Raw genomic sequence first — 15507 nt, forward strand, 5'->3', positions numbered from 1 at the left:
AATAAAGCCACAACAGTAATGTTGTGGTTTTGTTGTTTTACATAGTCCTAACCAATTTATGTGTATTCAAAGAATGATGAATTACAAACAATAGATTACAAATACAATGTACGAGGATGGTTAAAAAACATTAACCAAGATGCAAATAATGACAACGATTTATTTAACTTTAGCCTAAAGTATAACGACATAACAGATGCTAACAAACGTTTGTATAACGGAAACATTAGTCAAACAAGTTGGAATACTTTAAATACAGATACAAGTTCAAGAACTTATACCTATAGCTATGATGCTTTAAACAGAATCACAGTAGCTACAGGGAGTTTAACACATAATTATACACTTTCTTCTGTTTATTATGATAAAAATGGTAATATCACTTATTTAAGCAGAAATGGACATACCAATAGTAATGCTACTTCTTTTGGTTTAATGGATCAACTTTATTACAGTTATGATGCTGGAAATAAATTACTAGGTGTACGTGATGCTGGTAATGATACTTATGGATTTAAAGACGGAGCAAATACAACTACGGAGTACACCTACGATGCCAATGGTAATATGAAAACGGATGCCAATAAAGGCATCACTAATATAGTTTACAACCATTTAAATTTACCAACACAGGTAACTATAGGAGGTCAAAATATTACTTATACCTACGATGCAGCAGGAATGAAGTTAAAGAAGGTAGTAAATGGTACCACTACAGAGTATGCAGGAAACTATATATATGAGAATAATGTTTTACAATTCTTTAACCACCCAGAAGGTTATGTAAAGAAAGATAATACTGGTTTCAAATATATATACCAATACAAAGACCACTTAGGTAATGTTCGTTTATCATATACAGATAGTAACAACGATGGTGTTATTACTCCAAGTACTGAAATTGTAGAAGAATCTAATTATTATCCTTTTGGTTTAAAACATAGAGGATATAATGTAATTAATAATTCAGGTATTGGAAGTCCATTAGCTCAAAAATGGGGATATAATGGTAAAGAGTATCAAGATGATAATGTTGGAGGGAATAACTTAAATTGGCATGACTTTGGGGCTAGAAACTATGATGCTGCCTTAGGTAGATGGATGAATTTAGATCCGTTGGCTGAACAAATGAGAAGACATTCTCCTTATAATTATGCTTTTAATAATCCTATTTATTTTATTGATCCTGATGGGATGGCTCCAACTGGACCAGGAGACCCACCAAATGTTCTTTATCATAATACAAGCACTAGTAATGCTAATAATATTGAGAGTAATGGATTTAACGCTACAAAAAATGGTCGTTATTCAAAATACAATTGGTTTTCAGCAGAGGCTAATGCTGGAGGTACAGGAGTACAAGGAGCTGATGCAACAATAAAATTAGAGGGAATAGATGTCTCAAATGCACATAAAATCACAAATAAACAAATAAAAGGTTTTTATAACGCTGCAAAAAAAGAATTAGGGTATACTTCGGAACAAATAAAAACGAACCCTAAAATAGCTAAAGAAGTAAATTCTCTTAAATTTAAAAAACTGGGTGAATATATGGATGCAAGAGGTGCCGATTCATATCAATTTGGTAAGCATTATGCAGTAACAGATGATATAGCTAATGGAGCAAGTAAGTTAACTAAGACATTAAATAAAATAAAAAAAGGATTAAGTATAAATTTAGGAGTATTAGAAGCAGTAGAATTACCACTGATGCTTTTAGAGTATCATCAAATTGATATGGCTACAACTTTTGACTCTAATTATAAAGGACTTGGTAACTCTGAGCAATTTAATTATCAGCAGTTTGGTGTGAAAACGCCGGGGAAAAAATTACAAAAGTCTAGTTGGTGGCAAACATTAAAAAAAGGCTTTGAAGCAATGAGTAATCAATTATAAAAAAATATAATGAATATAGAAAGGCTAAAGGAATCAAATATAAAAGATATTCTTGTCTATAATGGAAAAGGGGTTAATGGTTTTAAAATGATGCTAATTTTAGATAATGGTAAAATTTTGTATTTTAACTCTTTATGGATGCATTATTTTGATGAAGAAGACTTTAAGAGTGATTATAATTTTGAAAGATTAGATATAAATTATGGTTCAATAGAAAACATATATTGTTTTGAAGGTGTTGGGTTTTATATAATGCTCTCAACGGGGTATATAATACATCTTTATGAAGAAGTGTTTGATTTTAAAGAACCAAATTATAAATATACTTTTAAAATTGTCAGTAATAAAAATAAAGAAATATATAATGAAATATTAAATGACATTATTGAGATGGAAGAGTCAGATGATATTTTTTATACTCCTCCAAAATTTTGGTAATATATAGTCTCTCCCCCGCTCCCGCTAGTTTGCAACTAGTGGCATGCAAGAGTGAGTGATTCGTTAATAGATATTACTAAAACTACCTTAATATAAATTAGGGTAGTTTTTTTATTTTAGATGAAAAATTGTAAGGTGCTATGAGTTACGCAGAGTTTAATTAAATAAAAACTAATTGTGTTTACCACTCCACTAGTCAGAGACTAGCGGTAGCGTGGGTGTTAATTTCCTGAAAAACAAACAGTTAAAAGCTTATGTAGAGATTTTAGCAAAGTTAAATATAAAAGATACAACTAAAAATGTTTTAATTTATGTAACTACTAGTGATGTGGTAAATGTAAATAAAATAAGAGAGTATGCAGAAGGAAAAGGAATCTCTTTTCGACATGTTGTAGCTTATTCAGAATGGGGGGTTTTAGGTAGATATTTGACTTTTAAAGAACGTGTTTGGACAGGAGTACCAAAAGAAAAGGTGGAGGAAGACCATATACGGATAGAAACTTTATAAGTAGTCAGGAAGCGGTTAAAATTGATTAAACAATGTAAAATGAGGCTAATTTTTTCTTTTTTTTTGATTGTATTTTTAAACAATCATATTTATTCACAAAATATTAAGGAAATGAATTTAAAAAAAAATACATTATTAAAATCTAAATATGTATTAGTTAATTTAAAATTTAATAATGATTTAAAGTTGGAGATATATTATTCTTTTAAAGAAGATATTATTTGTTTAATTGACAATAATAAATTAGAAATAAAAGAATTTAAAGGCTTTTTGGTTTTTTCTAACTATCTTAATAACACATATGATTTTGAGTTAGATTTTAAAGATAAATATAATGAGTTTATACCATTTAATACCATTTATCTTAGGCATAATTTATGTTTAAATGAATCATTGTTGTTGAATATAGAAGCTTCTTCGAATGAGTATTTAAAGAAGTTTAATTTATTATTTGGTGTTGATGTTTCACCTTATAACAGAATTTCTGATAAAGACTTGAGGCAAATCAATAACGTGATGCAAAATGTTATTGATAAAGATTATAGCCAAATAGCTAAATATGAGATACCAATATTGATTTTTGTAGGGGAATATTTTAAGCATAAACATGGTTCTAAATGGCAATTATTAAGAGCAACTAATGATTTTGGAAATAGTTTTGTTGTACCATATATTAAAGTCAATGAAAAAGACTTACAGTTAAGCAGGGAAATTTTCAGGTATTTGAATCATCCGAAATTAGAAAATGGTGATGAAAAATTTAGGTTTAGCTATTTTTTAGACTTAGACTTTATAGCTACTCAATCTTTGATTAAAACTAAAAAAGAAGGTTAAATATTAGTTTTAGAAGAATACTATCCCCTCGCTCCTGCTAGTTTGTAACTAGTGGCATGCAAGAGTAGATAATTTATTATATATACTACTAGAACTACCTTAATATAAATTAGGGTAGTTTTTTTATTTTAGATGAAAAATTGTAAAATGCTATAAGTAGAAATTATAAAGTTTAACCGTTAAGGAAACAAATGATTTGCTACTAGTAAAAGAAATATTTTCCTTCTAATAAAAGTAATTTTAAAAGGCTAATGATAATGATTTTATAACGAGGGTTATAGGGGTATTATAACTATACTTATAGAATAAGCATAATATCCGTTATAGAGTGTATCTAACTAGTGTTAAAAAAAGCCTTTTACTAGGCAGAGAAAAAGACTTTGCTTACCGAGGAACTATTTGTTTTACTTACAGTATTATTTTTAAACATAGCTAAGCTGTATTAAATAGTATAATAGCAGAGATGGTTTAAAGTTGCGTAGAGAGAATAAAAAGAAGTCTTATGTTAATGTTTTTGTTTTCCTTAACAAAAAGTTTCGTTAAAATTCTGCATCTTTGTGGTTATGCGAATTTATCCGATAGAAACAGGTAATTTTAAATTAGATGGCGGAGCCATGTTTGGAGTAGTACCAAAATCACTTTGGGAAAGAACAAATCCAGCAGACGAAAAGAATATGATATCAATGAGTATGCGATGCATGCTTATAGAAGATGGCGATAGACTTACACTGATAGACACTGGGATTGGAAACAAACAATCAGATAAATTTTTTGGGTATTATTACTTATTTGGAGACTTTTCTTTAGATGCTTCACTAGCAAAATATGGTTTTCATAGAGATGATATTACCGATGTGTTTTTAACACATTTGCATTTTGATCATTGTGGAGGAGCAATTCAATGGAATAAATTCCGAACAGGATACGAACCAGCCTTTAAAAATGCACGTTTTTGGAGTAATCAACGTCATTGGGACTGGGCAATTCATCCAAATGCACGAGAAAAAGCATCATTTTTACAAGAAAATATATTGCCAATACAAGAAAGTGGTCAGCTAAATTTTTTACACTTAAATGCAAAAGATTATGTAGGGTTTGATGTATTGTTTAAAGATGGACATACAGAAAAACAAATGCTGCCAAAAATAGAATACCAAGACAAAACCTTGGTGTTTATGGCCGATTTATTACCTACCGCAGGTCATATACCATTACCATATGTTATGGGCTATGATACTCGACCACTATTAACGCTAAAAGAAAAAGAAGCCTTCTTAAATGAGGCTGCAGATAAAGAATATTACTTGTTTTTAGAGCACGATGCCTATAATGAAGTAATAACTGTAAAGCATACTGAAAAAGGAGTACGATTAAAAGAGAGTTATAAATTTACAGATATATTTAATTAAAATAGAGATATGAGAGTTTTAAAGCCAGTATTTTATTCTGCAGTAGCAGTATCAATCCTAGCTAGTTGTAAAACAGTTAGTAAAATACCTGTACCAACAGGATCTAATACCGTAGTAAACCTTCCAGCAAAAAAAGCTAAGTTAACAGATAGCGAAAAAGATAATTGGCAACACTTAGATTTAGCAACCGATACCATTCCAGGAATGAGCGTGCACAAAGCATATGATTTCTTAAAAGGAAAGAAAAGTGTACCAGTTGTAGTTGGTGTAATAGATTCAGGTACCGATTTAAAACATGAAGATTTAGTAGATGTTGCTTGGGTAAATACTAAAGAAGTAGCAGGAAATGGAATCGATGATGATAAGAATGGTTATGTTGATGATATCAACGGATGGAACTTCTTAGGGAAATCATACAAAGAGCACTTAGAATACGAGCGTATTTTAATGAACCCATCAATAGCTGATGAAGAAACGTTAAAAGAAGTAAAAGCATTTCAAGCTAAAAAGGTTGAAGGAGCTAAGAAAAATAAAGAGCGTTTTACAAAAATGTTAGCTGGAGTTACAGCAGCAGATGAAGGATTAACTAAGTATTTTAAGAAGCCAGATTATACAATTAAAGAAGTAGAGGCTATAAATACGAACGATCCTAAGTTAATTGCAGCTATTGGAGAGGCAAAAAGAATGAACGGATTCGGATTATCTTTAGCAAACGCTAAAAAAGAGATCTCTAAGTTAGTAACCAATGCTCAAAAAACAATTGACGGAGATAACTTAAAAACAGATTATCGTACAGTTGTAGGTGATAATGCTTACGATATTAAGGATAAACCAGGTTCTGGAGATGGTAATACTGGGCATTCTGAAAAAGGAGAAGCACATGGTTCTCACGTTGCAGGTATTATTGGAGCTACAAGAAATAATGGAAAAGGAATGGATGGAGTTGCTAATAATGTAAAACTTATGGCAGTACGTTCAGTATCAGATGGAGATGAGTACGATAAAGATGTAGCTTTAGGTATTCGTTATGCAGTAGATAATGGAGCAAAAGTAATTAATACAAGTTTCGGTAAAGGGTTTTCACCAAACAAAGAATGGGTTTATGATGCAATTAAATATGCAGCTTCTAAAGATGTGTTAATTGTAAATGCAGCAGGAAACGATGGTAAAAACATTGATGTTGAAAAAACATTTCCAAACGATGCACCAGATTTAGTAAACGAAGTAGCAGATAACTTTTTAACAGTAGGAGCAATGAGTGCTAACTATGATAAAAAATTACCGGCAACTTTTTCAAACTACGGAAAAATTAATGTAGACGTATTTGCACCAGGAGTACAAGTACATTCAACAACTCCAGATGGAGAGTATAAAAAGTTTAGTGGAACATCAATGGCTTCTCCAGCAACAGCAGGTGTAGCAGCATTAGTACGTTCTTACTATCCAGAATTATCTGCAAGTCAGGTAAAACACATCTTAATGAACTCAGGAACTAAAATAAATTTAGAAGTTATCAAGCCAGGAACAGGAGCAAGATACCGTAATAAAGAAGAAATAGTTCCTTTCGCAGATTTATCAGTTTCAGGTCGTGTTGTTAATGCATACAATGCAGTAAGAATGGCAGACAGAATGGTAAACGGAAGAAAATAATAGTAGTATAAAGAAAACGAAAAGAGCATTATATTTTGATGCTCTTTTTTTGTTATAAATAACTTATGAAGTTAGAGTTTAATAAATTAAAAAAAGAAATTAGTATTAAAGACGAAGTTGCCAATCACACATGGTTAATTATTATTTTAATGGCAGTAAATGTTTTTAATATGGTCTTTCAATTATCATATATAAGTTTTGAAAAAAACGAATTGCTTTTTATTGGATTAGCAATTCTTGCATTAGTTTCAATACTTGTAATATTCTTCTTTTTTACAAAAAGATCATGGAAATCAATGTATACATTGGAAGAGATAGAAGGAGTAGAGGTAAAAAAGATCTATGGAAAAGAACGTATCTTTTTAAAATTATTAAACGGAAAAAGACGAAGTTTTCCTATTTTGAGAAATTTAGAAGAAATAGAAAACTTAAAAAAGACATTAACCAACATGGGAATTAAATTAGTTTAAGATGAAAAAAATAATACTAGGACTTTCAATATTGTCAATAGTTTCTTGTGCAGCATCTAAAAAAGTAGAGAAATCGCCAGTACAAAAACAAACATCGGCAAGCAGTACCTATTGGCAACAGCATGTGGATTATACTATGGATATTGATATGGACGTAAAAACATATCAATATAAAGGAATTCAAAAGTTAGTATATACAAACAACTCACCAGATGTATTAAACAAAGTATTTTATCACTTGTATTTTAATGCGTTTCAACCAGGGTCTCAAATGGATGTACGTTCAAGAAACATCAAAGATCCAGATAAAAGAGTTGGCGATAGAATAAGTAAGTTATTACCATCGGAAATAGGATACATAAAAGTAAACACATTAAAACAAGATGGTAAACAGGTAAAACACGAAACTGTTGGGACTATTTTAGAGGTAACTTTAAACAAAGCAATTCAACCAGGAGAAAGCGTAACGTTTGATATGGTTTTTGATGCGCAAGTACCAAAACAAATTAGACGTTCTGGTCGCGATAGTAAAGAAGGAGTTGCGTTATCAATGACACAATGGTATCCTAAAATGGCCGAGTACGATTTCGAAGGATGGCATACACCACCTTATTTAGGACGTGAATTCCACGGAGTTTGGGGTAATTTTGATGTAACCTTACATATTGATAAAAACTATGTAGTAGGAGGTACAGGATATGTACAAAATGCACAAGAAGTAGGACACGGATACGAAGATAAAAACGAAGCGTTAAACTTACCGTCGGGAGATAAATTAACATGGAAGTTTAAAGCACCAAATGTACACGATTTTACTTGGGCAGCAGATCCAGATTACATACACGATACATATAAAATGGAAAATGGAATAGATTTACACTTCTTATATAAAAAGAGTTTATCGCCATTTTTTCAAGAAAACTGGAAGAAATTACAGCCAAAGACTGCAGAGTTAATGGATTATTTTAGTAAACATATAGGACAGTATCCATACAAACAATATTCAGTAATCCAAGGAGGAGATGGAGGTATGGAGTATGCAATGTGTACTTTAATTACAGGAAAACGCAAATGGGGAAGTTTATTTGGTGTAACGGCACACGAGTTAGCACACACATGGTTCCAGTTTTTACTAGCAACAAATGAAAGCAAACACCCTTGGATGGATGAAGGATTTACAACCTATATTTCAAACAAGGCTGAGAATGAAATTTTAAACAAAGGAGAAGAAAATCCACATACAGGATCATATAGATATTATAACTATGTTGTGAGTAATAATGCAGAAGAGCCATTATCAACTCATGCAGATAGATATCATACAAACATGGCTTACGGAATGGGAAGCTATTCAAAAGGAAATATCTTTTTAACACAGCTAGAGTATATTATTGGTAAAGAAGATGTAGCAAAAACATTAAAAAAATACTTTAACGATTTTGCATTCAAACATCCAACACCAAACGATATTAAAAGAACAGCAGAAAAAGTTTCGGGAATGCAGTTAGATTGGTTCTTAAACGAATGGACACAAACTACACATACGATAGATTATGGAGTAAAATCTGTAGAAGGAAAAGATATTACTTTAGAAAGAATAGGTAAAATGCCAATGCCAATAGATGTAGAGGTAACTTACACAGATGGTACAAAAGAAGCATTTAACATACCATTGCGCATGATGAGAGGAGAAAAACCAACAAATGCAACAGTTATAAAAGATTGGACATTTGCGCATCCAACTTATACATTTGAAGCATCAAAAGATGTAAAATCGGTAGAAATTGACCCATCAAAATTAATGGCAGATATTAATTTATCGAACAATACATTTACAAAAGAGTAAATAAACAAAACATATAAATAGAAAAGGTTGAGAATTATCTCAGCCTTTTTTTATAAGTTCTTTTTGAAGTTCAGAAGGATTAAACCCTGTTTGTTTTTTTACAAAAAGACTAAAGTTAGATGGACTATCAAAATTATAATTATAAGCTATTTCTTTATGACTAAGTTCTTTAAAAGCTAAATCGCGTTTAATATTTAATATTAAAACATCATGAATATATTTTAAAGGAGTTGTGTTTAATTCGTTTTTTACCAATAAGGAAAGCTTCTTGTTAGAAATGTTTAGGGCTTGAGCGTATTCATTAATAGTTTTAGAATTAAGATGAATATCGACCAAATCGATAAATTGAATAATAGTTTTAGAAGTTTGTTTGAAATTGGTATTCGAACTATTTTCTTCTAAAGAATATAAAAGAGTAGAAAGAAGGTGAATTGATTTCTCCTTATAAAATTCAGATTTGCTCTTTTGAACATTCAGAATAGTGTTTAATAAATCAAAAAAAACAGTAGTTAATTTGGGGTTTTTATGATAAACAATAGAAGAGTCAGAATAATTTTTAAGTAAGAAAAAAGCTTCAGAAAAGAGCATTTCTTTGGTAAACTGTATCATTAAACCATCAGCTTCAAAATGTCTTTTTACTAAGTGTAATTGTTTAGGTTTTATAATATAGCAGCTATTCTCTTCAATAGGAACTTTGGTAAAGTCGATAAGCTGATAACCTCCACCTTTTTCAAAAAACATAATTTCAAAATAATCATGCTTATGAATAGTATTAAAATCATAACTATTATTATGAGAAATGGGAGCTACATTTATGTTATAAGCAGTAGTTAAGCTATGAATGGGAATATCATTAGGCATAAATTCATAAGTAGTTTTCTGTTTTTAATAACTTTTAAAGGAAAACGAACTATACTTTCGTTACAGATTTAAAAAACTTAAAAATAATGAAAAAAATAATCTTTTCGCTTATAGCATTTGTATCGTTAACCATAAATGCACAAACCACTTGGAAAGTAGATAATGCACATTCGTCAATTACTTTTTCAGTATCACACTTTATGATTTCAGAAGTAACAGGAAACTTTGGAAAGTTTGATATTACAGCAGTTAGTAATGATAAGTTTGAAGACCCAAAATTTGAAGTATCCATAGATGCAGCAACAATAAATACAAACCAATCAGGAAGAGATAATCATTTAAAAGCGGCAGATTTTTTCGATGTAGCAAAACATGCAAATATTGTATTCAAAAGTACATCTTTTAAAAAGTTAGAAGGAAAAGAGTTTGAAACAAAAGGAGATATTACCATTAAAGGAATTACAAAAGAAGTAGTTTTTAAAGGAAAGTTAAATGGTATTATCGAAGGAAGAAACAACAAAAAGAAAGCAGGGTTAAAATTAACTACTACTATAAAAAGAGAAGATTTTAATGTAGGAAAAGGAATGAACCCAGTAGGAAAAGACGTAGCTGTAACTATAAATATTGAAATGAATCAGCAATAAAAATTAATTGTCTTTAAGACAAATTATTTTTCCCTTTAAGGCAAAAAGCTATCTTAGTTTTTTGCCTTTTTTATTTGTTGTACTTTTAAAAAATGGAACAGGTAACGTTTGAATTAAATTTAGTGTCGATAATAGACATATTATCAATAGCTACGGCACTAATGCTTGGCTTTTTGTTAATAACATTAAAGTCTAAAAATAAATATGCAAATATCTTTTTAGGTGCGTTTTTATGGTCTTTGGGAATAGAAGTATTGGAATCTTTTTTAGAGTCACTAACTTTTGAAACAATACATATTCAGGTAATTCAAACAACATTAGCTACAATTCCTTTATTATTACTTTATGTGTATTCTACTTTAAATGTTAAGTTTAAAAAACTTTATTTACTACTGTTTATACCATTTGTAATATCAAATTTAATAGGTTTTCCAGAAGAAGAAATGAAGTGGTTTGAATACGTATTTAATCTAATGCTCTTATATATAATTCTTAAAAATATTAAAGAGCATCAAAATAAAGTAACAGATTACTATTCGGACATAGAGAATAAAACACTTTTATGGATTCGAACAATTGTGTACATATTCTTATTCTTTCATGTTTTTTGGATTCTAGAAGATATTATTGGGTTTCAAAACGAAATTATAACGCAATATTTTGCTTTTTCATCAGGAATTTTAACCTTCTTTATGATTTATTGGATTGCTTATAATGGTTTTTCACAACAAGAAATATTTACCAGTTCATTATTTCAAATAGATGAAAAAAAAGAAACACAGATAGATTCCATAAATACAGAAAATCAATTTAAATTGATATTAGAAATTATGGAAAGAGAGAAGTTGTATTTAGATGGAAATTTAAACTTACGATTACTATCAGAAAAAGTAAATATTAAAGAAAGACAGCTTTCTAAATTGATAAAAACACATACAAAAAAGAATTTCTATCATTTTGTAAATCAATTTAGAGTACAAGAGTTTAAAAAATTGGTAGCCTCACCTAAAGCAGCACAATTATCCTTGTTAGGTTTAGCGCAAGAAGCAGGATTTTCTTCAAAATCAACATTTTATACAGCGTTTAAAAATGTAGAAGGGCTTACGCCCAAACAATATCAGGAGAGTTTAAAAAAGTCTGAGTAACCGAAACTCGGACTTATAGAGTGTGTTTAGTTATACTTATGGTCATAATTTTGAAGTTAAATGTTCAAGAAGCGGTTGAACTAAAACTCAGAGATTATGATAAAAAAAATGTTTTCAGTAAGTATAATAACTTTTGCAATTTTAATAACTACTAGCATTTCATGCTCAAAAAACGATACCATAGTTGAAGAAGGAGGAAATGCAAATGCATTGGAAACCTATTTAAAAGCAAATGCCGATTATGTGCATCATATTAATGGCTTTTATATTGTAGGAAGTGCGGCAAAACCAACTTCAAGTGAAACTACACCGGGAACAACAGGTAAAGATATATTCGATCATAGTATACGTTTGTTCAGTTCTTTTTTAGATCAGGATAACGATGGTGTTATTGATGATGATAAGAAAGAGTTAAACAAATGGCTAGCACAAAAGTTAGTTTTTATTTCTGGACCTTTATCAATGGTCGATAAAATATCAGCAGCAAACTTAGTAGAAGGAAAAGGATTGTATGGAATGAGTATGCAAACAGATAATTGGCCATATGTAAAAGATTATAATGGGAAAGGTTGGACAATTTCTGAGTTAAATTCTTCAACATGGAGACCACAAGTGTTTAATGCACTTTGGGAAGAAACATTTCATACCGTAACAGAAGCTTTTAGTAGAGTAGACCCAGAATTTAAGTTTACAACAGGAGGAGTTTTACGTAAATATATGGAGGATGATATCGCGGCAAAAACATATGACATTTCAGTACAAAATGCAGAAGAAAACGGTAATTATGATAAAGTAACTGCGGTAAACGAGTATATACATCAAATTTGGGCAATCAATTTTGCAGGGCAGAGTAATAAGTTAAACTCACATCAGAAGAAAGCATTAGAGTTTATGAAAAAGAAAAAAGTACCAATGCAAGTAAATGCAGGATATACAAAAATGATAGGAACAAAAGTTAAATAAGATTATGATGAAGTTTATAAGTTTAAAAATACTAGCAACATTAATTATTACTTTCAGTAGTGCTTCTTGTTCAGATAATACCAATGTAGCAACACCATCAGGAGAGATTAATCCGGGAAATGATCCTAATTTTAAAATAGAAGCAAATAAGGATGTAGGATTTAATAGTTTTCCTAAAAAAGTAATGGTTTTTGGAATTCCAATTTATGCTTTAGCTGGAGTAGAAGATGTAAAGTTATTGCATGCAGCAAATATAATGGCGCAATATTTAGATAATAATGAAGATGGAGTTGTAGACAATCAATTGGTATTAGATGCAATGAAACAAAACAAAGCATTTTTGTTTATGTGGAAGAACCAAAACAACAATATAAGTTTTCCAAGTGGATACGAAGGACAAGATTTAGGAGCAGATGAAACTGTTCCAGCATGGCATACAAATGGTCATACAGGACGATTTGATGCTTCATTAGAAGAAATATGGCACATAATTAATCTTGCTGGTCATGCAAAAGCATATCCAAATGTTTTTGGCTTAAAAAAAGGAACTCAATTAGCTAATGCGATGGATAAAGCAAGAGGAGGATATTTTCAAACAATTCCAAATCCATATCCAGCAGGAGCTTGGTATACATATGATGATAGTACTTGTGATTATGCAAGTTGTCAAACCGTAGAATATTTTTATTGGTCAATGACTTCTATACTAGGAGCACAAGCAAATAGATTAGGAGAAATACAGCAAGAATGGAAATTAAATACGAAAGCAAAAGTTCAGGCTACAGATAAAGATATTTATAGTCTGCTTACAAATTCAACGTATAAGTTACCAACAGTTTTACCAGATGGAACTTATAAAAGATAAATGTGTTTTAAGTTGAATTGATTGATGTGAATTAAATATTCCTTTTCGTTAAGAGAAGGAGTATTTTTAATAAAAAAATATGAAGAAAATAATACCTATAGTATGTGTTGTTGCATGTTTTTTACAAGCATGTGTAATAACAACCAAATCGAAAGAAAGTAAAGTCGAAAAAATAGAAGCTTCAAATAAAATAGGAGGCTGTGTATTTAAAGAAGTTCAAAATACCAAAAAAGTAAATCCATTAAATTCAATTATTGAAATAGAATCAGCAAAAGGGGTTTTTTCAAAAAAAATGAATGTTTTAGGTATGGGTTTTATAGTAATGGAGAAGGTTTCAGATGATTTTTTGAAAGATGTTGGGCAAACGATGAAAGAAATGTTTCCACAAGATAGTACACTCAATTTGTCAAGACAACACAAAGTATTAAACAATCTGTTACAGTATAATGCAACCATACCGGTAATTGTTGGTCACCATGATTCAATGTCGGAAGAAGTAATGATAGAGATGGAAAATACTTACGAAAAAGAATGTAGTATTTGCGATGTAATTATGTATAAACAGCCAGGACAAACCATGGAAGTAGTAGAACACTTGTTACATTTTATAACCGATATAGGTTTGCATTACGAGTATCCAAAGGAATGGGCTTTCAATAATAAAGAATCAGAAGTATATCTAATAATGAAAGAAGCAGTAAAAAAAGGTTTTTATGATGTAAGTAGTTATAAGGATATGGAGGGTGAAAAAGAAATATACCAAAGAGTAATAGTGCAAGAATTTGCTTATTGGTTAATTAGCACTTATTGGAATTTACAAGAAAAGTATGGGCCAAACGAAGAAGAATGGACTATAAGAAATAAAAAAGAGTTAAAAGAGAAGTTTCCAAGAGGCTACCAACTGGTAGAAAATACTGTTAGTAAAATAATGAAAGCGCCCTCAGAAGCTATTTTAGAGAGATTAGCAATGTATGGTGAATAAATAGTTTTTTCAAGTTTGTTAATGTATCGATTTGGTTTCTAGTAGGGTAAGATGTGTTTGAAATGTTTTATATAAAAATTAATTTAGTTTTATAAAATTATATTTCAGCACTAGAGAAGAAATTGGAAATATAATTTATCAACCCTGTGTTAAGAGCACATACTTTAGTAATTGTCGTAAAGATAATTTTTAGAGTATGTGCTTTTTTGTTTAATATAAAAACCAAGAAAAATGAAAGCAAGAAAAATAGTAATGGTTACAATAGCATTTTTAATGTTATTAGTAAGCTGTTCCGAAAATGATGAAGTTGTAGTTAACGGTTCTCAAAGTGTTTTTGGAATATTTAAAGTTTTAGAAGACGGAAAGACTGTTGAAATGAATGGAACTATTAATAGTAGCTCGTTAGTCAATTTTAATAAGTTATTTCAAAAGAATCCTAAAGTAACCAAAATAAAAATCAAACAATGTGATGGCTCTTCAGACGATGAGGTTAATTTATTAGTAGCAAAAAGAGTTTATGATTTAAATATTGAAATTCACTTGTTAGATAACGCAGAAATAGCATCAGGAGGAGTAGATTTTTTCTTGGCAGGAAAAAAGAGAACAAGAGGAAGTGGAACAAAAATAGGAGTACATTCTTGGTCCAATGGACAAAATGAAGCTACTGATTTTCCAGTAGGACATGCTAATCATTTACCATACATAAACTATTATAAATCTATTGGTTTTACAGACGAAGAAGCAAAAGCATTTTATTATTTTACTATCAATGCGGCCGCAGCTAAAGATATACACTGGATGACAGAAGAAGAGATTGTAAAATATAAGATGCTAAAATCATAAAAAATGTTGTAACAAAACTATAAGGCATGCGTCGAATAGAGCAAATAAATACAAGCTTGCTTTCTAACATAAGGAAGAAATAGGGAAGGCAAGAAATTTAACCTATGGAAACTCATATACCTTATCTGTAAAAAGATATTGTATATGAGTTTT

Annotated in this window: 15 protein-coding genes; 14 read left to right on the forward strand and 1 reads right to left on the reverse strand. The window is 30.1% G+C overall.

From position 1 onward, the window contains the following. Window positions 1-60 precede the first annotated feature (60 nt). The 8 genes from ACOQN8_RS06770 to ACOQN8_RS06805 all read left to right on the forward strand — a co-directional run bounded on the left by ACOQN8_RS06770 (window position 61) and on the right by ACOQN8_RS06805 (window position 9051). On the forward strand, window positions 61-1896 hold the full coding sequence (locus tag ACOQN8_RS06770) for an RHS repeat domain-containing protein (protein ID WP_420552115.1): 1836 nt from the start codon (window positions 61-63) through the stop codon (window positions 1894-1896). Window positions 1897-1905: 9 nt separating this feature from the next. Next, complete coding sequence (locus ACOQN8_RS06775) at window positions 1906-2334, forward strand: hypothetical protein (RefSeq protein WP_420552116.1); 429 nt, start codon at window positions 1906-1908, stop codon at window positions 2332-2334. Window positions 2335-2548: 214 nt separating this feature from the next. Continuing rightward, on the forward strand, window positions 2549-2842 hold the full coding sequence (locus ACOQN8_RS06780) for a hypothetical protein (protein WP_420552117.1): 294 nt from the start codon (window positions 2549-2551) through the stop codon (window positions 2840-2842). A gap of 111 nt (window positions 2843-2953) precedes the next feature. Next, entirely contained in the window at window positions 2954-3676 is a 723-nt protein-coding gene (locus ACOQN8_RS06785; RefSeq protein WP_420552118.1) for a hypothetical protein, read from the forward strand. A gap of 563 nt (window positions 3677-4239) precedes the next feature. Further along, window positions 4240-5085 carry an MBL fold metallo-hydrolase gene (locus ACOQN8_RS06790; protein WP_272150897.1) on the forward strand — a complete coding sequence of 282 codons (846 nt, stop codon included), beginning with the start codon at window positions 4240-4242 and terminating at the stop codon, window positions 5083-5085. 9 nt (window positions 5086-5094) lie between these two features. Then, window positions 5095-6735, forward strand: a complete 1641-nt coding sequence (locus tag ACOQN8_RS06795) for a S8 family peptidase (RefSeq protein WP_272150895.1) — start codon at window positions 5095-5097, stop codon at window positions 6733-6735. Between the two features lie 65 nt (window positions 6736-6800). After that, window positions 6801-7205, forward strand: coding sequence for a hypothetical protein (locus tag ACOQN8_RS06800; RefSeq protein WP_272150894.1), 405 nt, complete (start codon window positions 6801-6803; stop codon window positions 7203-7205). A gap of 1 nt (window position 7206) precedes the next feature. Further along, entirely contained in the window at window positions 7207-9051 is a 1845-nt protein-coding gene (locus tag ACOQN8_RS06805; RefSeq protein ID WP_420552119.1) for a M1 family metallopeptidase, read from the forward strand. A 39-nt stretch (window positions 9052-9090) separates the two neighbouring features. Here ACOQN8_RS06805 and ACOQN8_RS06810 read toward each other — a convergent pair whose 3' ends face one another. Beyond that, complete coding sequence (locus ACOQN8_RS06810; protein WP_420552120.1) at window positions 9091-9912, reverse strand: AraC family transcriptional regulator; 822 nt, start codon at window positions 9910-9912, stop codon at window positions 9091-9093. A gap of 86 nt (window positions 9913-9998) precedes the next feature. On the opposite strand from ACOQN8_RS06810, the gene ACOQN8_RS06815 reads away from it, so the two are divergent. The 6 genes from ACOQN8_RS06815 to ACOQN8_RS06840 all read left to right on the forward strand — a co-directional run bounded on the left by ACOQN8_RS06815 (window position 9999) and on the right by ACOQN8_RS06840 (window position 15354). Further along, window positions 9999-10556, forward strand: a complete 558-nt coding sequence (locus tag ACOQN8_RS06815) for a YceI family protein (protein WP_150899480.1) — start codon at window positions 9999-10001, stop codon at window positions 10554-10556. A gap of 92 nt (window positions 10557-10648) precedes the next feature. Further along, on the forward strand, window positions 10649-11701 hold the full coding sequence (locus ACOQN8_RS06820; RefSeq protein WP_420552121.1) for a helix-turn-helix domain-containing protein: 1053 nt from the start codon (window positions 10649-10651) through the stop codon (window positions 11699-11701). Window positions 11702-11797: 96 nt separating this feature from the next. After that, window positions 11798-12664, forward strand: coding sequence for a hypothetical protein (locus ACOQN8_RS06825; RefSeq protein WP_420552122.1), 867 nt, complete (start codon window positions 11798-11800; stop codon window positions 12662-12664). 4 nt (window positions 12665-12668) lie between these two features. Beyond that, window positions 12669-13529, forward strand: coding sequence for a hypothetical protein (locus tag ACOQN8_RS06830; RefSeq protein ID WP_420552123.1), 861 nt, complete (start codon window positions 12669-12671; stop codon window positions 13527-13529). Window positions 13530-13608: 79 nt separating this feature from the next. Next, the gene (locus tag ACOQN8_RS06835) at window positions 13609-14511 is read left to right on the forward strand and encodes a hypothetical protein (RefSeq protein WP_420552124.1); all 903 of its coding nucleotides are present in this window, start codon (window positions 13609-13611) and stop codon (window positions 14509-14511) included. Between the two features lie 231 nt (window positions 14512-14742). Next, entirely contained in the window at window positions 14743-15354 is a 612-nt protein-coding gene (locus ACOQN8_RS06840; protein ID WP_420552125.1) for a hypothetical protein, read from the forward strand. Window positions 15355-15507 lie beyond the last annotated feature (153 nt).

This window comes from Tenacibaculum aiptasiae, assembly GCF_965221665.1.
Lineage (GTDB): Bacteria > Bacteroidota > Bacteroidia > Flavobacteriales > Flavobacteriaceae > Polaribacter > Polaribacter aiptasiae.